Origin of the sequence: Acidimangrovimonas sediminis (genome assembly GCF_002871005.1) — a bacterium.
Taxonomy (GTDB): Bacteria; Pseudomonadota; Alphaproteobacteria; order Rhodobacterales; family Rhodobacteraceae; genus Acidimangrovimonas; species Acidimangrovimonas sediminis.
This window is the reverse complement of sequence record NZ_PHSN01000019.1, coordinates 1-19274: the sequence shown is the minus strand read 5'-3', so window position 1 is coordinate 19274 and position 19274 is coordinate 1. Positions and strand designations below refer to the sequence as shown.

Annotated in this window: 17 protein-coding genes; 3 read left to right on the top strand and 14 right to left on the bottom strand. The window is 67.3% G+C overall.

Going from position 1 to position 19274, the window contains the following annotated elements; translation table 11 throughout:
- Positions 1 to 318 precede the first annotated feature (318 nt).
- Positions 319 to 1491, top strand: coding sequence for a MalY/PatB family protein (locus tag CVV76_RS17580; RefSeq protein ID WP_102225995.1), 1173 nt, complete (start codon positions 319 to 321; stop codon positions 1489 to 1491).
- Positions 1492 to 1593: 102 nt separating this feature from the next.
- On the opposite strand, the gene CVV76_RS17575 is transcribed toward CVV76_RS17580, so the two are convergent.
- From CVV76_RS17575 to CVV76_RS17555, 5 genes are all read right to left on the bottom strand, one after another.
- The gene (locus CVV76_RS17575; protein WP_102225994.1) at positions 1594 to 2802 is read right to left on the bottom strand and encodes a serine hydrolase domain-containing protein; all 1209 of its coding nucleotides are present in this window, start codon (positions 2800 to 2802) and stop codon (positions 1594 to 1596) included.
- A gap of 92 nt (positions 2803 to 2894) precedes the next feature.
- Complete coding sequence (locus CVV76_RS17570) at positions 2895 to 3926, bottom strand: extracellular solute-binding protein (RefSeq protein ID WP_102225993.1); 1032 nt, start codon at positions 3924 to 3926, stop codon at positions 2895 to 2897.
- 51 nt (positions 3927 to 3977) lie between these two features.
- A complete protein-coding gene (locus CVV76_RS17565) occupies positions 3978 to 4793 on the bottom strand; it encodes an ABC transporter permease (RefSeq protein WP_102225992.1) in 816 nt (271 codons plus the stop codon).
- Positions 4786 to 5730 carry an ABC transporter permease gene (locus CVV76_RS17560; protein WP_102225991.1) on the bottom strand — a complete coding sequence of 315 codons (945 nt, stop codon included), beginning with the start codon at positions 5728 to 5730 and terminating at the stop codon, positions 4786 to 4788. Before CVV76_RS17560 ends, CVV76_RS17565 begins: the two co-directional genes overlap by 8 nt.
- Positions 5730 to 6863 (bottom strand): ABC transporter ATP-binding protein, encoded by a 1134-nt coding sequence (locus CVV76_RS17555; RefSeq protein ID WP_102225990.1) that lies wholly within the window; start codon positions 6861 to 6863, stop codon positions 5730 to 5732. The genes CVV76_RS17560 and CVV76_RS17555 overlap by 1 nt, the downstream gene beginning before the upstream one ends.
- Before the next feature lie 507 nt (positions 6864 to 7370).
- On the opposite strand from CVV76_RS17555, the gene CVV76_RS17550 reads away from it, so the two are divergent.
- Positions 7371 to 8402: a histone deacetylase family protein gene (locus CVV76_RS17550; protein ID WP_102225989.1), complete on the top strand. Its 1032-nt coding sequence runs from the start codon at positions 7371 to 7373 to the stop codon at positions 8400 to 8402.
- Between the two features lie 50 nt (positions 8403 to 8452).
- Here CVV76_RS17550 and CVV76_RS17545 read toward each other — a convergent pair whose 3' ends face one another.
- The 6 genes from CVV76_RS17545 to CVV76_RS17520 form a co-directional block, all read right to left on the bottom strand.
- A complete protein-coding gene (locus CVV76_RS17545) occupies positions 8453 to 9400 on the bottom strand; it encodes a TIGR01459 family HAD-type hydrolase (RefSeq protein WP_102225988.1) in 948 nt (315 codons plus the stop codon).
- A complete protein-coding gene (locus CVV76_RS17540) occupies positions 9393 to 10181 on the bottom strand; it encodes a FadR/GntR family transcriptional regulator (RefSeq protein ID WP_102225987.1) in 789 nt (262 codons plus the stop codon). The genes CVV76_RS17545 and CVV76_RS17540 overlap by 8 nt, the downstream gene beginning before the upstream one ends.
- Positions 10150 to 11109, bottom strand: coding sequence for an oligopeptide/dipeptide ABC transporter ATP-binding protein (locus CVV76_RS17535; RefSeq protein ID WP_102225986.1), 960 nt, complete (start codon positions 11107 to 11109; stop codon positions 10150 to 10152). Before CVV76_RS17535 ends, CVV76_RS17540 begins: the two co-directional genes overlap by 32 nt.
- Positions 11106 to 12989 (bottom strand): dipeptide/oligopeptide/nickel ABC transporter permease/ATP-binding protein, encoded by a 1884-nt coding sequence (locus CVV76_RS17530; protein WP_102225985.1) that lies wholly within the window; start codon positions 12987 to 12989, stop codon positions 11106 to 11108. The genes CVV76_RS17535 and CVV76_RS17530 overlap by 4 nt, the downstream gene beginning before the upstream one ends.
- Positions 12990 to 13188: 199 nt before the next feature.
- Positions 13189 to 14136: an ABC transporter permease gene (locus CVV76_RS17525; RefSeq protein WP_102225984.1), complete on the bottom strand. Its 948-nt coding sequence runs from the start codon at positions 14134 to 14136 to the stop codon at positions 13189 to 13191.
- 84 nt (positions 14137 to 14220) lie between these two features.
- Positions 14221 to 15807 carry an ABC transporter substrate-binding protein gene (locus tag CVV76_RS17520; RefSeq protein ID WP_102225983.1) on the bottom strand — a complete coding sequence of 529 codons (1587 nt, stop codon included), beginning with the start codon at positions 15805 to 15807 and terminating at the stop codon, positions 14221 to 14223.
- A gap of 188 nt (positions 15808 to 15995) precedes the next feature.
- Between CVV76_RS17520 and CVV76_RS17515 the strand changes: the two genes are divergently transcribed.
- A complete protein-coding gene (locus CVV76_RS17515) occupies positions 15996 to 16673 on the top strand; it encodes a DUF1028 domain-containing protein (protein ID WP_102225996.1) in 678 nt (225 codons plus the stop codon).
- A gap of 53 nt (positions 16674 to 16726) precedes the next feature.
- On the opposite strand, the gene CVV76_RS17510 is transcribed toward CVV76_RS17515, so the two are convergent.
- The 3 genes from CVV76_RS17510 to CVV76_RS17500 are packed head-to-tail and all read right to left on the bottom strand — an operon-like array spanning position 16727 to position 18980.
- Complete coding sequence (locus CVV76_RS17510; RefSeq protein ID WP_102225982.1) at positions 16727 to 17905, bottom strand: acetyl-CoA C-acyltransferase family protein; 1179 nt, start codon at positions 17903 to 17905, stop codon at positions 16727 to 16729.
- Between the two features lie 14 nt (positions 17906 to 17919).
- Entirely contained in the window at positions 17920 to 18555 is a 636-nt protein-coding gene (gene maiA / locus CVV76_RS17505) for a maleylacetoacetate isomerase (RefSeq protein ID WP_102225981.1), read from the bottom strand.
- Positions 18555 to 18980: a MarR family winged helix-turn-helix transcriptional regulator gene (locus CVV76_RS17500; RefSeq protein WP_102225980.1), complete on the bottom strand. Its 426-nt coding sequence runs from the start codon at positions 18978 to 18980 to the stop codon at positions 18555 to 18557. The genes maiA and CVV76_RS17500 overlap by 1 nt, the downstream gene beginning before the upstream one ends.
- Between the last annotated feature and the right edge of the window lie 294 nt (positions 18981 to 19274).

The following is a 19274-nucleotide window of genomic DNA, read 5'->3' as shown; positions in this document are numbered from 1 at the left end:
CACCGCATCCGCGGGGGTTTCACACCCCCGCACCCACCGCATCCGCGGGGGTTTCACACCCCCGCACCCCCGTGGGATATTTTCGAGCAGAAAGAAGAAGGCCGCGGGGCCTGGCGACAGGGTTTGCGAATTTCCCGGGCGACATGGGAAGATGTGGCGGCGGCTGGGTCTTCGCGGTCGAAATATGAGAAAACTTCCCAGGCGGGCGATCTTCAACGTCCCGATGCTCCCTGCTATCACTTTGCCTCGGGGAAGGATGTTGCCGGGGCCGGAACCAGGTGGCGGGCCCCGCAGGGGATGAGCGAAAAGGACCGATTCATGAACTTCGACGAGATCATCGAGCGCCGCGGCACGCATTCGGCCAAGTGGGACATGATGGAGCCGCTTTTCGGCGTGCCCGCCGATGAAGGCCTGCCGATGTGGGTGGCCGACATGGATTTCCGCCCGCCGCAAGTGGTGCAGGAGACACTCCGGGGCATGGTCGACCATGGCGTCTACGGCTATTTCGGCGACGACAGCGCCTACAAGGCGGCGATCGGCTGGTGGATGGAGAACCGCCACGGCTGGAAGATCGAGGCCGACTGGATCTTTACCACCCATGGCCTTGTGAACGGTACCGCGCTCTGCGTCGCGACCTGGTCGCAGCCAGGCGATGCGGTGGTGCTGTTCACCCCCGTCTACCATGCCTTCCACCGGGTCATCAAAGCCGCCGGCCGCACGGTGACCGAGCTGCCGATGAAGCTGACGGAGGGGCGCTATACCCTCGACTTCGACGCCTATGAGGCGATACTGACGGGCAAGGAGACGATGCTGGTCTTCTGTTCGCCGCACAACCCGGGCGGCCGGGTCTGGTCGGTCGAGGAGCTGAAAGAGGTCGCGGCCTTCGCCAAGAAGCACGACCTGATCCTGGTGTCGGACGAGATCCACCATGACCTGGTGATGCCGGGGCAGACCCACAGCGTGATGACCAAGGCCGCGCCCGAGGCGCAGGACCGGACGGTGGTGATGGCGGCGACCACCAAGACCTTCAACATCGCGGGCACCCATTCGGGCAACGTGATCGTCCCGGACCCCGCGCTGCGCGAGGCCTTCGGTGCCACGATGGCCGGGCTTGGCATCTCGCCCAACTCGTTCGGCGTGGTGATGGCGACGGCGGCCTATTCGCCCGAGGGCGCGGAATGGGTGGATGCGCTTTGCGCCTATCTCGACGGGAACCGGAAGATCTTCGACGCGGGGGTGAACGCGATCCCGGGGGTGGCGTCGATGGCGCTGGAAAGCACCTACCTGGCCTGGGTCGATTTCTCGGGCACGGGGATGGCGCCGGAGGAGTTCAAGGCACGGGTCGAGAAGGAAGCGAAGATCGCGGTGAACGCGGGGGCGGCCTTCGGGATCGGCGGCGAGAATTTCCTGCGCTTCAACCTGGCCACACCGCGCGCCAATATCGAGGAAGCGGTGCGGCGGCTGCAGGCGGCGTTCTCGGACCTTCAGTAAGCGGCGGTGGGGGGCTTCGCGCCCCCACCACACCCCCCGCGGGATATTTCCGCTCAGAAGAAGGAAGGGCGTTCGCCCATCCGGCCCGGGGTGGCCGGGCTGTCATTTCAGGGCGCGGGTGATCGACTGGATTGCGGCGCGGGTGGCAGCGTCGAGGGCCGGTGACAGGAAGTCGGGCCAGCTCGACAGCTTGGCCGCGACCACGGCGTTCTCGAAGTCGATCCAGATCAGCTGGCCGAAGACGCCGCGGGCCATCAGCACGCTGCCGTCACCGATATTCCACATCGTGTTGCGGTAGGAGCCACCCGAGAGGCCCTCCATCGCGGCGGGCGGGATCTCGGCCGTGGCGTGGCCGCGGCTGTCGGCGATCCAGGCCGGGGGAACGATGTCCCCGTCGAGCCACGCCTGGCCGAGGCGGGCATAATCGCGCAGGCAGGCGTTGAATCCGCCGTCGGCGAGCGCATAACCCGCCGGGTCGACGGTGAAGCAGGCGTCGCGCTCGGCCCCGATCTTCTGCCAGAGTTCCTCGGACACCAGCTGCGCGAGGCGGCGGCCGGTGGCGCGCTCCATCGCGAAGGCGAGGACGTCGGTCTCGATCGAGCGGTATTCGAACCGCGTCCCGTGCGGCCTGGTCTGGTTGTCGAGGCCGAGGATCAGCGACCAGATGTCGGGCGGCCAGCGGAAGGCGGGGTCGGAGCCCTCGGGGACGGGTTTCCAGCCCGAGGCGACATCGACCTGGCCAATGTCGGAATACCGGTCGGCATAGCTTTCGTCGAAGGCCGTGCCCGAGGTCATGTCGAGCACGTGGCGCAGGCTGGCGCCGTTCCACCCGGTCGTGGCGAGTTCGGGGATAAGGTCGGTCAGCGGGGCATCGGGGTCGAGGACGCCCTGCCCCACGAGGATACCCGCGACCGTGCCGGTGACCGATTTCGCCACCGATTGCGACAGGTGCAGGCTGTGCGGGGCCATGCCGTTGAAATAGCGCTCGGCCACCACGGCGCCGTCCTTCATCACGAGAAAGCCGTCGGTGTAGGTCTCATCCAGCAGGGTGGCCAGCGTGCCGGGGGTGCCGTCGGGCAGGGTCACGGCGAGGGTGTCGAAATCCCGCTCCGCATCCTGTTCGGCCCGTGGCAGGGGCACGACGGGGGCGTCGCCGCGCCAGACCTCGACCGTAGGCATCAGCTCGCGGATGTGCTGGAAAGCCCAGCGGTTCCACGGCGGGCGGTCCCAGTCGATCCGGGGCACCGGCTGCGCGGGCGGGCTGCCCTGCATGATCGGCGGGCGGGGGTCGGAATTGCGGTAGGAGGTCATGGCACGCGCCCCGGGGGAGGTGAGGGAAAGGCCGGAGAGGTCGCCCCCTCCGGCCCGTGATCAGGCCCCGCGACCGGGGCCGCGCGCAAGGATCACTTGCGCAGGTTGGTCCAGATCTGGTTGTAGATCTTCACCACGGCCGGCGGGCAGGGCGGCACGAATTCCGGGGTCGGCGCGCCTTCGGGGCGCTTGATCTCCGGCGCGTCGGCAAAGCTTGCCGGCAGGAACTTCTCGCTGCCCTTGATGCCGTTGTCATAGCCCGCGAATTCCGAGATCAGCGCGGCGTTCTCGGGTTCCATGATGAAGTTCTGGAACAGCTTGGCGTTCTCCATGTTGGGCGCCCCCTTGAGGACCGCCACGTTGTCCATCCAGCCCTCGATCCCCTCCTTCGGATAGGCATATTTCACCGACGGCATCTTCTGCCGCATGCGATAGGCCGCACCGTTCCACGTCTGCGTCACGATCACATCGCCCGAGGTCATCTTGGTGATCGTGTCGTAGGAGAAGGTCTTCCAGTTCGGCTTGGCCTTGACCAGCAGGTCGTTGACCTTCTTCAGGTTGGCCTTGTCGGCGCTGCACCGCGGGATGCCCAGGTAACGCTCCGCCGCGTGCATGATCGAGTTCATGTCGTCGAGCATGTTGATCTGGCCCTTCAGCGCGTCGGGCGGATCGAACAGGATGGCATAGGTGTCGATGTCGCCCTTGTACTTGTCGGTGTCCACGGCGAAGGCGGTCGTCCCGATCTGCCACGGCACGGAGTAGTGGCGACCCTTGTCCCAGTACACGTCGACGTATTCAGGCTTCATGTTCTTGAAGTTCGACATCTGGTCGGGCTCGGTCTTGGCCAGCAGCCCCTCGTCGATCATGATCTTCACGGTGTAATCCGAGGGCACCACGATGTCGTAGCCGGTGTTGCCGGTGCGGACCTTCGCCAGCATCGTCTCGTTGCTGTCGTAATCGTCCTGCGTGACCTTGACGTCGTATTTCTTCTCGAACTTCTCGATCAGCTTGGGGTTGGTGTAGTCGCCCCAGTTGTAGATGTGCAGCTCGCCCTTGGCGAGCGCCGGGCCGGCCGCCAGCGCGAGGCCGAGCGCGGCGAGCGCCGGGATCAGTTTGGGTTTCATCTGTTGCTCCTCTGTTGGTCTTCTTTGGTCTTGTTGGTCTGGTCCGGCGCCCTAACGGCGCTTCTTGAGGGTGACGAGGAACGAGACCGCCACCAGCACGATCGACACCATCAGGAGGATGGTCGAGATCGCGTTGATCTCTGGCGTCATCGGCCGGCGGATCTGGTTCCAGATATACAGCGGCAAGGTCGTCTGCCCCGGCCCCGCCACCAGCTGGGTGATGGTGAAATCGTCGAACGAGACGATGAAGGACAGCGCCGCGCCGGACATGATGCCGGGGGCCAGCAGCGGCAGGGTGATGCGGCGGAAGGTCTTCCACGGCGGGGCATAGAGATCGGCCGCGGCATGATCGAGGGTCGTGTCCATGTCCTCGAGCCGGGCCTTGATCGGCATGTAGGCAAAGGGGATGCAGAACACGGTATGGGCGATGATCAGGTTGCCGATGCCGAAGTTCAGCCCCAGCTTGCCCGCGATCAGCGCAAAGAACGACAGGGTGGCGACGGCGGTGACGATCTCGGGCACCATCAGCGGCAGGTTCAGCACCATGAAGGCGGCGGTCAGCCCCTTCCACGGCTTCACCCGCGTCATCCCCAGCGCCGCCAGCGTCGCCACCGAGGTGGCGATCACCGTGGCCGAGACGGCGATGATCATGGTGTTCTCGGCGGCCGAGAAGAACTCGTCATTCTGCAGGGCGACGCCATACCAGTGAAGCGAGATGCCCTCCCAGTGGGTCACGATGTTGCCGCTGTTGAACGAGAACAGCATGAGCACGAGGATCGGCACGTAGAGGACCAGCAGGCAGATCACCGCCATGGAGGCGAAGCCCGGCAGCACCTTGATGTCGAGGGGTGCGCGACGCTTAGCCATGGGGTGTCCTCCCCGTGGTGTTGCGGACGTAGACGAACAGCGCGATCAGCACGACGGCCATCAGGATCAGGGCCTGCGACGACCCCAACGGCCAGTTCCGCCCCGACCCGAACTGCTGCGCGATCAGGTCGCCGATCATCAGGTGCGTGCCGCCCCCCAGGATCAGCGGCGTCACATAGGCGCCCAGCGTCGGGATGAAGACCAGCAGGCACCCCGCCACGATGCCGGGAAGCGAGGCCGGCACGATCACCCGCCACAACACCCGCCAGCGCGTGGCGTAAAGGTCATAGGCGGCCTCGACCAGCCGGAAATCCAGCTTCTCGAGCGAGGCGTAGAGCGGCAGCACCATGAACGGCAGGAAGGCATAGAGAAGGCCCAGAAGCACCGCGAAATTGGTGTAGAGCATCGTGATCGGATGGTCGATCACACCCATGCCCATCAGGATAGAGTTGATCAGCCCCTCGTCGCGGATGATGAACATGATCGCCAGGGTGCGGACCAGCAGGTTCGACCAGAACGGGATGGTGATCAGCAGGACCCACAGGTTGCGCTGACGCGGCGGGCGCGTCGCCATGAAATAAGCGGTCGGAAAGCCCAGGATCAGGCAGACCAGCGTCGTCGCCACCGCGAACAGGAACGACCTCAGGTAGATCAACAGGTAGGCCGGCGCAAAGGTCAGCTTGTCCGAGAAGATATCGGCCTGGAACAGGAAGTTGACGTAGGCCTCGGTCGAGAAGTTCCAGACCACGCCGCCGTAGGGCCCGGCCTCGAGGAACGAATAGACGAGGATGATCAGGAGCGGCAGCACCCCGAAGATTCCGATGATCAGCAGCGCGGGGAGCGTCAGCAGCCGGTTGCGCCGCGCCGCGCGGGTTTGCGCCTCGGCCTCGAACGACGGCAGGGACGGCGCGGGCGGGGGGGTATCCGTCGCGGCCATCAGTCCCTCAGCATCCTTGCCGCGCCCTCGTCGATCGCCACGCCCACCGGGGCGCCGATCTCATGGCTGGCGCTGGCGCGGCTGTTCTGCTGCCGCACCATGAATTCGGACCCGTCGCCGAGGGTGACGTGGTAATGCGTGTCGGTACCGAAATAGACCGCGTTCGACACCGTGCCGGCCAGGCTGCCCGCCGTGCCGGAGGGCACCAGCCGCGCGTGTTCGGGCCGGATCACCACGGTCACGCGGCCCGAGGGCGCAAAGCCTTCGGGCGGCAGGGCGGGCACCACGGAGCCCGCGTCCAGCGCCACCGAGCCGCCGCCCTGCACCTGCCCTTCGAGGAAGTTCGTCTCGCCGATGAAATTGGCGACGAAGCGCTCCGTCGGCCGCTCGTAGATGTCGTGCGCGCTGCCGATCTGCAGCACCCGTCCGCCCGACATCACCGCGATGCGGTCGGACATGGTCAGCGCCTCCTCCTGGTCGTGGGTGACGAAGATGAAGGTGATCCCGGTCTCGTGCTGCAGCCGCTTCAGCTCGATCTGCATTTCCTTGCGCAGCTTGTAGTCGAGCGCCGAGAGGGGCTCGTCCAGCAGCAGCACCTTGGGCTGCGGCGCCAGGGCCCGGGCCAGCGCGACCCGCTGCTGCTGCCCCCCCGAGATTTCCGAGGTCCGCCGATCCTTCAGCGCCTCCATTCGCACCAGCCGCAGCATCTCGTCCACGCGTCCCGCGATCTCGGCCTTCGGGCGGCCCAGCATCTCAAGGCCGAAGCCCACGTTCTGGCCCACCGTCATGTGCGGAAACAGCGCGTAGTTCTGGAACACCGTGTTGATCGGGCGCTTGAACGGCGGCTGGCGGGCGATGTCCTGTCCGAACAGGCGGATCTCGCCCATGGTCGGATAGTCGAATCCCGCGATCAGCCTCAGAAGCGTGGTCTTGCCGCAGCCCGAGGGGCCGAGCAGCGTGAAGAACTCGTTCTGGCCGATGTCGATCTGCACCCGGTCGAGGGCGGTGAAGGCCGCGACGCCCTGCCCGAAGACCTTGCTCACCTCGCGGATCGAGATCACCGGCGCGGCCTCCTGCGCGGCGCCCTCCCGCTCCCTCGGGGACGTCTCCGCCCCCAGCTTCGCTGCCTGCATATGGCTCCCCTGAACTGCCCGGTCCGACCGGTCCCCTTTGCGTGATACTCGTTGAACCGGAGCCCCCAACACGGCCCCGAAGCGGTCACCCCCGGCATCTGCCGGTCCGCCGACCCGATCGTGACAACCCGCCCCGCCCGGGCCAGCGCCACCACGCAGAACGTGGCGGCGCCGGTGCGCGAGGCACCGAAAACGCCCCGAAAGCGGGCAATCCGCCACAAAAACCGGCGCCGAACCAACCGCGGGCGCCGCTCCGTTCGGGACTGCCCCGGCAGGCTTTCGCAGCGCCCTGCACGGATCAAGCCCCGATCCGCCCACGTCACGCCGCCGTGACCCCTGCGCCGCCCGGATGGGCGAAACGGGCCCGATGACAGTGAAACGCCGGGCATCATGGGGTGAATGCTAGCCGCGAGATTGTTCGTACTGCAACGATCTTGTGCAACCGCGGCGTTCGTGCCTAGCTTTGCCCTGCGCGAGACGGCGACGGCACAGAAGCGAGGCAGCACCATGCAGACGATCTTTTCGGAAAGGCACGAAGGCCATGCGGGTCAGCTTGAACTGATCTCGGGCCAGCTTGTCCCCGGGTTCGAGAAGCCCGAGCGCGCGCGCTTCATCCGGGCGCGGATCGACGCGGTGGGCCTCGGCCCGGTCTCGGCGCCCGAGACGCACAGCCTCGATGCCGCGCGGCGTGTGCACCGCGACGATTTCGTCGACTTCCTGCCGCAGGCCTGGCCGATGTGGGAAGCCTCCGGGCGGACCAACCCGACAGTGCCCTTCGCCTTTCCGATCAGGGGCTTGCGCGCCGACAAGCGGCCCACCTCGATCGACGCGCTGCTGGGCTATTACGGCTTCGACGCCGGGGTGAGCTTCGTCAAGGGCACCTGGGACGCGGTCAAATCCTCCTACGACACGGCGCTGACCGCAGCGTCGCTGATCGACGGCAACACACGCAGCGCCTTCGCCCTGTGCCGCCCGCCGGGGCACCATGCGGGCAGCGCCTTCATGGGGGGCTATTGCTACCTCAACAACGCGGCGATCGTGGCGCAGCGCTATCGCGACCAGGGCGCGGCGCGGGTGGCGATCCTCGACGTCGATTACCACCACGGCAACGGCACGCAGGAGATCTTCTACCATCGCGGCGACGTGGCCGTGTTCAACCTCCATGCCGATCCGAACGAGGAATACCCCTACTTCCTGGGCCATGCCGACGAACGCGGTGCCGGAGAGGGCGAGGGGTTCAACCACAATTACCCGATGCCCGCCGGCACGCCCTTCGCCATCTGGTCGGAGGCGCTGGACGACGCCTGCCGCAAGATCGCCGATTACGCGCCCGACGTGGTGGTGGTCTCGCTTGGCGTCGACACGTTCGAGAAGGACCCGATCAGCGAATTCAAGCTGACCACCGCGGATTACCCGAAGATCGGCGCGCGGATCGCCCAGCTGGGCCTGCCCACACTCTTCGTGATGGAGGGCGGCTACGCAGTCGAGGAGATCGGCGTCAACGCGGTGGGCGTGCTGACAGGGTTCGAGGGCGCCTGATCCGCGCCTCCTGCCCGCGCGCGCCCCGTGCCCGCACAAGGATCGGCCGGTCAGGGGGTCGGCATGATCACGTCCGGCACGATCCCAGATTTCGCGATCGCGCTGTCCACGTCGGCCCCGGCAAGAGACCCATGGCCCGTGACCAGCGCGGTGGAGATGCCAGCCGCCCGCCCGCCCAGGATGTCGGTCTGCAGCGTGTCGCCCACCATCAGGATCCGGTGGCGCGGCACCTCGGCCGGAACCCGCGCCAGCGCCCGGGCGAAGATGTTGGCGAACGGCTTGCCGTAGAAACCCGGCGCCGCCCCAGCGGTATCCGCCAGCCGGTGCGCATAGAACCCCGGCTCACGCGAGAGCCACGCCCCCAGCGGGGCGGAAAGGTCGGGATTGGCGCAGAAGACCGGCCGGGGCCGGGCGGCAAGGCTTGCCTCCATCAGCGCGTGCCGCGGCTCGGACCAGCCGCCCGACCCGATCAGCAAAAAGCCCTCGACCGCGTCATAGGCCGCCGGATCGTCGCCGAGGAAGACATGATCCAGATGGCCGATCTCGTCGGTGCCGTAGCGTTCCTCGGCCATCAGGCCCCAGCGCCTTGGCGGCATCCCCTCCAGCGCGGCCAGCATCGTGCCGCGGCTCGACACCACGTCGTCCGGATCGAAGCGAAAGCCGAACCGGGCATAGCGCGCCAGCAGGTGGCTTTTGGGATAGCCCGCGGAATTCGTCACCACCATAACCCGCTTGCCCTGCGCCTGCAGGTCGGCGACACGCTCCGGCACGCCGGGAATCGGGTCCTCGCCCACGTTCAGCACGCCGTAGGCATCAAGGAGGAAGACATCGTAATCCGCCGCCACCTCGCCCAGATGCGCGACGCGGCGCGACGCGACGCCGGAGAAATCCGCCACGGGCACCCGGTCGCGCACCACTTCGTAGGCGGCAAAGGACCAGCCCTCGGCACCGGCCGAGACCCCTTCAAAACGGTCAGGCCCTTCGAGACGGTCAGGCATCGGGTGATCTCTCCGACATGAAACGGCGGTGCATCTCGGCCTCCTGTCCCTCCATCAGCGCTTGCGCGGTGCGCATATGCGCCAGCATGATCGCGCGCGCGGCCCCACGGTCACCCGCGCGCAACGCCATCAGCAGGCGCGTCTGGTAATCCTTGCCGCGCTCCCACAGCTCGGTGTTCCGGGGCTCGTACAGCCGACGCGTCACCGTGACCTCGGCCAGCATCGTCGCCATGAAGCCGATAATGAAACCCAGAAGCTCATTCTCCGCCGCCTCGGCCAGGATCTGGTGAAAGCGCAGGCTCGCCACGTGCTGGGCGCGCTCTTCTTCCGGGGTCTTCGCCGGCATGTCGTATTCGTGGATGTTCTCGCCCAGCCTGCCGAGGGTTTCCTCGGAAAGCTTGCCGGCAAGAGAGGCGGCCAGCTCCGGCTCCAGCGCGCGGCGCAGCTGGTAGATGTCGCGGATCGTCAGGTCGCGAAAGTAGAAGTAGTTGCCCAGAAGCGCCTGCGCCCGCCCGCGCGACACCTCGTGCACGAAGCTGCCGCCGCCCGGCCCGGTCCGCGTGCGCACCAGCCCCTGCGCCTCCAGCAGGCGCATCGCCTCGCGGATCGTGCTTTTCGCCATGGCGAAACGTTCGATCAGCTCCGGCTCCGACGGCAGCCTGTCGCCCGGTTGCAGCCGCTCGTCCACCACCCAGGCCTTGATCGCCTCGGCCACCCGCTCAGGGCGCGAAAGGCGCTCTCCCCGGGGGTCAGTCTTCGAGCGGGTGGTGACAGGCGGCAAGCTGATCCTCTCCCATCGGCCTCAGCGGCGGTTCCTCTTGGCGGCACAGATCCGTGGCGCGGGGGCAGCGCCCGGCAAAGGCGCAGCCCGGCGGCGGATCGAGCGGGTCGGGCAGTTCGGTATCCTTCTGCTCCGGCGCGGTCAACGGCCGGCCCACCACGGGGGCCGAGTCGGCCAGCAGCCTGGTGTAGGGATGCCGCGGGTGGCGAAAGATGCTTTCGGCCCGCCCGATCTCCACCACCGACCCGAAATAGAGCACCAGCACCCGGTCGCTGACCGCCTCGACCACGGCAAGGTCGTGGCTGATGAACAGGTAAGTCAGGTTGAAGTCCGCCTTCAGCCCGGCGAGCAGGTTCAGCACCTGCGCCTGAACCGACACGTCGAGCGCCGAGACCGGCTCATCCAGCACGAGGATCCTCGGCGCCGCCGCCAGTGCGCGCGCGATGCCGATCCGCTGCGCCTGCCCGCCCGAGAATTCGTGCGGATAACGGTCAAGGAACTCCTGCCGCAGGTTCACGCTGTCGAAGATCTCGGCGATCCGCGCCGCCCGCTCGGCCCGCGCCATCCCATGGAGACGCCTGAGTGGCGCCTCCATGATCTGCCGCACGGTCTTGCGCGGGTTGAGCGACGAGATCGGATCCTGGAAGACGTATTGGATCATCTTGCCGAACTTCGCCGGGTCGGCATTGTCCAGCCGCCTGCCCTCGATCTCGATCTCGCCCGAGGACGGCGGCAGAAGGCCCACCAGCATCCGTGCGAAGGTGGACTTGCCGCAGCCGCTCTCGCCGACGATGCCCAGTGTCTCGCCCTCTTCCACGGCGAAGGAGACGGGGCGCACGGCGCGTACCCCGGGCCTGGCGGGCGAGAACAGCCCCCCCGCCTGCGGGAAGGTCTTGGACAGGTCGGTGACACGCAGGGCCTCGGTCATGCGATCGCCTCCTCCGGGTTGATGCAGCGGACGGCGCGGCCAGGGGTCCCGGCGACGGCGCCTTCGCGCATGTCGATGGGCGCCGCGGTGCATCCCTCCTGCGCCCTGGCGCAGCGCGGGGCAAAGGCGCAGCCCGGCGGCAGATCGTCGACCGATGGCGGCAGACCCGGGATCGCGGCCAGCGCACGCCGCCCGCCGCCCAGCTCCGGCACGCAGGCGATCAACCGCGCGGTATAGGGATGGGCAGGCGCGTCGAGGATCGCCTGTGTCGGCCCCTCCTCGACGATCTGGCCCGCATACATCACCGCCACGCGGTCGCAAAGCTGCCCCACGACGCCGAAATCATGGGTAATGAAGACGATCGCCAAACCGCGGTCGCGCCGCAGGTCGTCAAGCAGGCTGAGGATCTGCGCCTGCACGGTAACGTCGAGCGCGGTGGTGGGTTCGTCCGCGATGATCACGTCCGGGTCGTTGGCCAGCGCCATGGCGATGCCCACGCGCTGGCGCATCCCGCCCGACATCTCGTGCGGGTAATTGTCGATCCGGCTTTCCGGGTTCGGGATCCGTACATCGCGCAACAGCTTCAGCGCGCGCTGCCGTGCCTCGCGCCCGCCGACCCCGTGGTGCGCGGTGATCGCCTCGGCCAGCTGATCGCCGATGCGGTAGAGCGGATGCAGCGTCGACAGCGGATCCTGGAAGATATAGGCGACCCGGTCGCCGCGCAGGCTGCGCAGCTTGCCATAGGGCGCACCGACCAGGTCATCGCCCTTGTAGCGCACGGCACCCCCGGTGATTACGCCCGGCGGCGAGGCGACGAGACCCATCACCGAAAGCGCCGTGACCGACTTGCCCGAGCCGCTCTCGCCGATGACGCCCAGACACTCGCCGGGACGGACCGCAAGGCTCACCCCGTTGACGGCGCGGTAGATGCGGCGCCCGACATGGAACTGCGTCTCCAGCGCCTGCACCTCCAGCAACGCGCCGGTGGCCTCCGGCACCGGTCCCGCGCGCCGCACGTCGGTGGCGGGCTTCGGCCGGCTCAGCGCGCCGGACCGCAGCCGCGGGTCGAGCGCATCGCGCACACCGTCGCCCAGAAGGTTGATCGACATGACGATGAGGAAGATCATCACCCCCGGCACGACCGAGGTATGCGGAGAGGAGATCATCGCCGAGCGCGCCTCGCCCAGCATTCCGCCCAGATCCGCCTGCGGCGGCTGCGCGCCGAGGCCGAGAAAGCTGAGCCCCGCCGTCTCAAGGATCATCCAGCCCACGGTCGTGGACATGGCGACGACGATCACTGGCAACACGTTGGGCAGAAGCTCGGTCAACAGGATCCGGATGTGCCCCTTGCCCGACAGCCGCGCCGCATCGACGAACTCGCGCCCCGCCAGCCCCACGGTGATGCCGCGGATGTTGCGCGCAAAGAACGGCACGTTCACGGCGGCCACCGCGATCAGCGCATTCATCAACCCGGGCCCGAGGGCCGCCACGATCGCCAGCGCCAGCAGGATGTAGGGAAAGGCCATGAGCATGTCGACGCCGCGCATGATGACATTGTCGGTCCGACCCCCGAAATAGCCGGCGACGATCCCCACGGCGGATCCCACGAACCCCGCGGCCAGTGCCGCCGCGATCCCGACGGCAAGGCTCAGCCGCGTCCCCCAGAGCAACCGTGAAAGCAGGTCGCGCCCCAGCTGATCGGTGCCCAGCAGATGCCCGCCGCTGAACGGCAGCAGGAACCGATGGGCGGTATCCGTGTCGTCGGGGCTCTGCAGCGGCAGGAGCGGCGTGATCAGAGCCAGCACGAAGATGACCGCGATCACCACCCCGCCGAGCGCGGCCAGGCGGTTGCGGAACAGGAGTGCAAGGAACTTGCTCATGCTGCCCCCCTACGGATCCAGTTGCGCGCCTGCGGCGCAAGACTTTGCATGCGCCGGGGCGCTGCCCCGGACCCCGGGATATTTCCGCTCAGAAGAAGACCCAGATCCGCTTTCTTCTGAGCCCAAGTATCCCGGGGGTCTGGGGGCAGCGCCCCCAGCGAAGGGAAAGGCGTGCGAAGCGCATTTGACGTCGCGGCGCTCATGTCTTGATCCTCGGGTCGAGGAGGGATTGGGCGACGTCGACGAGGATGTTGAAGATCACGTAAAGCGCGGCCACGATCACCACGCCGCCCTGCACCAACAGGATGTCGCGCTGCAGGATCGCGTTCACCAGCATCTGGCCGATGCCCGGCCATTGGAACACGATCTCGATATAGACCGCGCCGGACAGGACGAAGCCCGCCTGCAGCCCCAGCACCGGGATCACCGAGACCATGGCCGCACGCAGCGCGTGGCCCATGATCACCCGTCGCTCGTTCACGCCCTTGGCGCGGGCGGTGCGGATGTAGTCCTGCCGCAGCACCTCGAGCATGGCCGAGCGGGAGAGGCGGGCGATCACGCCGGTGGCCACCACCGAGAGCGCGATCGCAGGCATCGTGATGTGGCGCGCGAGGTCGCCAAGGCCGCCGCCGCCGTAGATCTCGTACATTCCCGATGCCGGCAGCCATTGCAGCCGCACCGCGAAGAACAGGATCATCATCATGCCGAGAAAGAACGACGGGATCGAGATTCCGATCAGCACCACGAAGGTGATCAGCTTGTCGGCGAGGCCATATTGCCGCGCCGCCGAGATCACCCCTGCGAGGATGCCGAGGAGCGAGGCCACGACCCAGCTCACGCCCGCGAGAATCGCGGTGGCAGAGAGACGGTCCATCACCTCGTCGATCACCGGGCGGTTCAGCGAATACGAGCGTCCGAAATCGCCGTGAAGCATGTTCCAGAGCCAGATGAAATACCGGTCCCACAGGGGTTTATCGAGGCCCAGGCTCTTGTTGATGCGCGCCACGTTGTCGGGCGTCGCATAGGCGCCGAGGATCGCCTGGGCCGGGTTGCCCGGGATCATCGCCATGATCAGGAAGACGATCACGGTGATCCCCAGAAGCACCGGGATGGCCGAGATCAGCCGTCGCAGGATGTAGCGGCCCATACGCCCCCCTCAAGCGAACATGCGGACGGAAAGGAAAAGGGGGGGCGTGCCAGCCGAAGGACCGGCCGCCCCCTCAGTCGATCGTCAGCTCTTCGTCACCTTCGCGAGTTCGAGAAGGAACGAGGGCTGAAGCTGGAAGTTCTCGACCTTGTCGGTGGACACGGCATTCTGCTTCCAGTTGGCGACGAAGACCCAGGGCGCGTCGTCATGCACGATCTGGGCGACTTTCTTGTAGAGGTCGGCGCGCTTCGACTGATCGGTCGAGGTGCGGGCCTCTTCGAGGAGCTTGTCGACCTCGGGGTTGGAGTAATAGCCCGAGTTGAACCCGCCCTTCTCCGGCCAGGCCGCGGTGCGCAAGGTCAGGTAAGGCAGGGTATCGGGGTCGTTGGTCATCCAGGCCATCTCGGCCATGTCGGCGTGCTGGTCCTTGTCGAGGCCGGGGTTCACCTTGCCGAGGAAGGTGTTCCACTCGAAGGTCTGGATCTTGGCCTTCAGCCCCACCTTGGCCAGGTCAGCCTGGATCGCCGTGCCCATCGCCACCGGGTCGAGCATGCCCGAGCCGCCCTCCGTCACGTAGAAGGTGATCTCCGTGCCCTCGGCGACGCCCGCCTCCTTCAGCAGCGACTTGGCCTTTTCCGGGTCGTAGGGATAGGGGTCGAGGTCCTTGTCATAGGCCCAGCTGAAGGCCGGGGCGATCGGGCCGTTGGCCACCGAGGCGGTGCCCTCGAGGACGTTGTTGCAGATCGCCTCCTTGTTGACCGCATAGTTGGCGGCCTGGCGCACCTTCTTGTCCTTGAACGGGCCCTTCTGACAGTCGAGGATCAGGAACCAGACGTGGGGCCCGACCTGCTCGTACATCTTGTAGCGGTCGCTCTTGAACTGCGACAGCGCGTTCGGCGGCACCTCGGTCATCAGGTCGACCCCGCCCGAGAGCATCTCGGCGGTGCGGGTGTTGGCGTCGGTGATCGGGCGGAAGATCACCGCCTTCAGGCCCGGCTTGCCGTCCCAGTAATCGTCGTTCCGCTCGGCCACGACGCGCTGGTTCGACTTCCATTCCTTGAACTTGTAGGGGCCGGTGCCGACCGGGTTGCGGCCGTAATCCTTCTTGTACTTCTTCACCGCGGCGGGCGAGACGATCTCGCCCGTTGGCGTGGCGAGGTTCGACAGGAAGGGCGCGTAGGGCTCCTTCAGCGTGAATTTCACGGTCTGGGCATCCACCGCCTCGGTCTTGTCGATCGAGGAGAAGAAGAAGGCCAGCGGGAAGGGGCCGGTGTCATGGTAAGGGCTCTTGTCGTCGAGCATGCGGTCGAAGTTGAACTTCACCGCCTCGGCGTCGAAATCGGTGCCGTCGTGGAACTTCACGCCCTTGCGCAGGTGGAAGGTGTATTCCTTGCCGTCCTCGCTGATGTCCCATTTCTCGGCCAGCGCCGGCTCCACCTCCAGCGTGCCGTCCTTGAAGCGGACGAGGCCATCGTAAAGGTTCACGAGAATGCGGAAATCGTTGGCAGCGGTGTCGGCGGCCGGATCGAGAGACTTCGGCTCGGCGATCTGGGCCACGACCATGACGCCCGAGGGCGTGGCGGCCATCAGCCGTTGCGGCAGGCCGGCAAGCGCCAGCGTGGCGCCGGTGGCCGCAAGCAGGCCGCGGCGCGTGAGGACGGGTTGGGTCATCGGTGTCTCCTTGTTGGCGCAGGGGTGGGTAAGACCGTCTGGCAGGCTGTCCGGACCCGTCTGGCGGGGCCCTCTTTGACTCTAAATTATCATGATAATTTGCGCCCGTCAATTTTTCATGATAATTAATCGGGCAGATGATGACAAAATCGGCCAGCACGCTGGCTCAGCACACCGGCGGGGGCGGCATGACCTTTTCCATACTTGCACGCGATGGCGAGACCGGGGCCCTTGGCGGCGCGGCGGCGACCGGGTCGCTCTGCGTCGGCGGCTGGGTTCTGCGCGGCGATATCCGGGCTGGCATGTCGGCAAGCCAGGGGGCCGCGCCCTCGACAATGTGGGGCGAAGACGTGCTTGCCGGCATGCGCCTCGGCCGCAGCGCGGGCGAGGTGGTGGCCGACGTCACCGGCGCCGACACGGGGCGCGAGTGGCGCCAGCTCTCGGCGCTCGACCAGATCGGGCGGACCGGGGTGTTCAGCGGGCAGAGCAACACCCCCGTGATCGCGGCGCACGAATTCGACGGCGGGGTGGTCGCGGGCAACATGCTGGCCAACGACAGCGTGCCGCGGGCGGCGGCCGAGGGGTATCTTTCTGCCTCGGGAAGCTTTGCCGAGCGGCTCCTCGCCGGTCTGATGGCGGGGCGCGCGGCGGGCAGCGATTCGCGGGGGCTCCTGTCGGCGGCGCTGCTGGTGGTGCGACGCGACGCGGCGCCGCTGACCCTTCGGATCGATTACCACCCCGAGGATCCGCTGGATGCGCTGGCCGCGCTTTTGAAGCGCGCGACCAGCGGGGAGTATGCCGCCTGGGCCGCCCAGGTACCGACGCTGGACAGCCCCGAGCGCGTGCTGGACCGTCCCGACGCCTGACCGGGCCGCACGCCGGCCGTCAGAGGGCGAAGGTTAACCGCCCCCTGCCCCGTTCAGAGACGCTCGATGGCGATGGCGATCCCCTGCCCGCCGCCGATGCACATGGTGATCAGGCCCAGCTTTCCGCCCGTCCGCTCCAGCTCGTACATCGCCTTGACGGTGATGATCGCGCCGGTGGCTCCGACCGGGTGACCAAGCGCGATTGCCCCGCCGTTAGGGTTCACCTTCGCCGGGTCGAGGCCCAGCTCCTTCGACACCGCCAGCGCCTGCGCCGCGAAGGCCTCGTTCGACTCGATCACGTCGAAATCGCCGACCTTGAGCCCGGTCTTCGCGCAAAGCGCGCGGACAGCCGGGATCGGCCCGATGCCCATCACCTCGGGCCGCACGCCCGCATGGGCGTACCCCAGAATCCGGGCGCGCGGCGCGAGACCCGCACCCTCGGCCGCCGAGGCCCGCGCCAGCACCAGGGCCGCCGCCCCGTCGTTGATGCCCGAGGCATTGCCCGCCGTGACGGTGCCGTCCTTGCGGAACACCGGGCGCAGGCCCGCCAGCGCCTCGGCCGTCGTGGCCTTGGGGTGTTCATCGGTGTCGAACAAAATCGTCTGGCGCCGCGACGACACCTCGACCGGCACGATCTGCTCCTTGAAATACCCCTCGGCGATCGCCTTCGCGGCCCGCGTCTGGCTCTCCAGCGCGAACGCGTCCTGCGCCGCGCGCCCGATGTCGTTCTCGTCCGACACATTCTCGGCCGTCACGCCCATGTGGCCGGTGCCGAAGGGGCAGTTCAGCGCGCCCAGCATCATGTCCTGCGCGCCCGCATCGCCCATCTTCTGGCCCCAGCGCGCAGCCGGCAGGATGTAGGGAGAGCGGCTCATGCATTCCGCCCCGCCGGCCAGCGCGAAATCTGCATCGCCCAGCATCAGCGACTGCGCCGCCGAAACGATCGCCTGCGCCCCCGAACCGCAAAGGCGGTTCACGTTCATCGCGGGCGTGGTGTCGGGCACGCCCGCCTGCATCGCGGCGACCCGGCTGAGGTACATGTCGCGCGGCTCGGTGTTGATGACATGGCCGAAGACGACATGGCCGATCTGCCCGCCCTCGACACCCGCCCGCTCCAGCGCGGCCTTCGCGGCGGTCGTGCCAAGGTCGATCGGGGCCACGCCGGACAGCGCCCCGCCGAAAGTGCCGATGGCGGTGCGGGCCCCCGACAGGATGACGATGTCGTCGCTCATGTTCTGCTCTCCTCCTAGCTTGCCGGAGCCTTGAAACGGTCCGGATGCGCGGCCGCGATGGCCGGAATCGCCCTCAGCCTAGTGGCGATCCCCGACAGGCGCGACAACGACGTCACGTCCACGCCCCAGCGCTCCGCGTTGTAGATCTGCGGCACGAGGCAGATATCGGCCATGGTCACGCTGTCGCCATGGCAGAACCTGCCGGTGTCGGGATGATCCAGCAGCCGCTCGAACGCCTCGAGCCGCGGGCCGATGAAGGCCTGCATCCAGGCCTCGGCGCTGATCCGGCCCTCGGAGGCCTTCACCACATGGGCCGAGACCGACGAATTACAGACCGGGTGGATCTCCATCGCGATGGCATAGGACAAGGTGCGCACCCGCGCCCGCCCCTTCGGATCCGCAGGCAGGAACCCCGCGCCGCGGGTCTCGTCGAGGTATTCGAGGATCGCCAGCGACTGGGTCATCATCATGCCGTCGATGTCGAGCGTCGGCACGAGGCCCTGGGGATTGCGCGCCAGGTTCTCGGGCGATCGCTGCTCTCCCTTCACGATGTCGACCGGGACCGAGCGGAACGGCAGCTCCATCAGGTTGAGCCCGATCCGCAGCCGGTAGGAGGCGGAAGAGCGCCAGTAATCGTAGAGCGTCAGCATCATTTTCCTTCCATGATCCGTGTCAATGCCCGCTTCAGCGGCATGCCGTCCTCGCCCAGCGTGGCGAGAAGCTCCGCCTGGAATGTCGCGGCGATCGGCAGGATGCGCCCGACGAGAGCGTGCCCCTCGGCCGTCAGCCGCAAATCGACCAGCCGCCTGTCCCCGGCATGGCCGCGCTTCTCGACATAGCCCGCATCGACCAGCCGCTGCGCCGCCCGGCTGACCTTGGACTTGTCCATGTCGACCCGGGCGTGGATCTCGCGCACGCTGACCGCGCCCGCGTGGTTGAGATGCACCAGCACCCGCCATTCCGGGATCGAGATGCCGAACTCCGCCCGATAGCGCTCGGCAAAGGCCCGGCTGACGCGCGCGGCCGCCGCGGCAAGCTGGTAGGGCAGGAAGTCGTTGAGGTCGAAATCGGTCACGGCGGGCCCCGGTCGTTACGTTTGCAATGACTGCATCGTTCCGGTCGCCGGTTCAAGCGTCGCCTGCGCGCAGGCGTTCCATACGGCGAGTGGGACGGTGATGTCGCTTGCGTATTTGGGGAACAATGAAAGGGCAGTCGTGGCAGCGCGCGCGGCCGGCGCGGCTTGACTTCATTGCAAATGCAACGATATTGGAGGCGTGAGGATTGAGGCGTGCATGTCCCCGGGTTCGTCCGGGGCGAACGGCGCCTGCAGGGACTGGAGGGCATTATGACGCGTCATTCTTTGCCGGAG

What these genes read in the sequence shown, in the direction of transcription:
- CVV76_RS17560 (WP_102225991.1), bottom strand. Translation starts at nt 5,730, where the DNA reads ATGGCCGCGACGGATACCCCCCCGCCCGCGCCGTCCCTGCCGTCGTTC.
- CVV76_RS17530 (WP_102225985.1), bottom strand. Translation starts at nt 12,989, where the DNA reads ATGAGCAAGTTCCTTGCACTCCTGTTCCGCAACCGCCTGGCCGCGCTC.
- CVV76_RS17545 (WP_102225988.1), bottom strand. Translation starts at nt 9,400, where the DNA reads ATGCCTGACCGTCTCGAAGGGCCTGACCGTTTTGAAGGGGTCTCGGCC.
- CVV76_RS17525 (WP_102225984.1), bottom strand. Translation starts at nt 14,136, where the DNA reads ATGGGCCGCTACATCCTGCGACGGCTGATCTCGGCCATCCCGGTGCTT.
- CVV76_RS17510 (WP_102225982.1), bottom strand. Translation starts at nt 17,905, where the DNA reads ATGAGCGACGACATCGTCATCCTGTCGGGGGCCCGCACCGCCATCGGC.
- CVV76_RS17575 (WP_102225994.1), bottom strand. Translation starts at nt 2,802, where the DNA reads ATGACCTCCTACCGCAATTCCGACCCCCGCCCGCCGATCATGCAGGGC.
- maiA (WP_102225981.1), bottom strand. Translation starts at nt 18,555, where the DNA reads ATGCTGACGCTCTACGATTACTGGCGCTCTTCCGCCTCCTACCGGCTG.
- CVV76_RS17580 (WP_102225995.1), top strand. Translation starts at nt 319, where the DNA reads ATGAACTTCGACGAGATCATCGAGCGCCGCGGCACGCATTCGGCCAAG.
- CVV76_RS17570 (WP_102225993.1), bottom strand. Translation starts at nt 3,926, where the DNA reads ATGAAACCCAAACTGATCCCGGCGCTCGCCGCGCTCGGCCTCGCGCTG.
- CVV76_RS17535 (WP_102225986.1), bottom strand. Translation starts at nt 11,109, where the DNA reads ATGACCGAGGCCCTGCGTGTCACCGACCTGTCCAAGACCTTCCCGCAG.
- CVV76_RS17565 (WP_102225992.1), bottom strand. Translation starts at nt 4,793, where the DNA reads ATGGCTAAGCGTCGCGCACCCCTCGACATCAAGGTGCTGCCGGGCTTC.
- CVV76_RS17555 (WP_102225990.1), bottom strand. Translation starts at nt 6,863, where the DNA reads ATGCAGGCAGCGAAGCTGGGGGCGGAGACGTCCCCGAGGGAGCGGGAG.
- CVV76_RS17550 (WP_102225989.1), top strand. Translation starts at nt 7,371, where the DNA reads ATGCAGACGATCTTTTCGGAAAGGCACGAAGGCCATGCGGGTCAGCTT.
- CVV76_RS17520 (WP_102225983.1), bottom strand. Translation starts at nt 15,807, where the DNA reads ATGACCCAACCCGTCCTCACGCGCCGCGGCCTGCTTGCGGCCACCGGC.
- CVV76_RS17515 (WP_102225996.1), top strand. Translation starts at nt 15,996, where the DNA reads ATGACCTTTTCCATACTTGCACGCGATGGCGAGACCGGGGCCCTTGGC.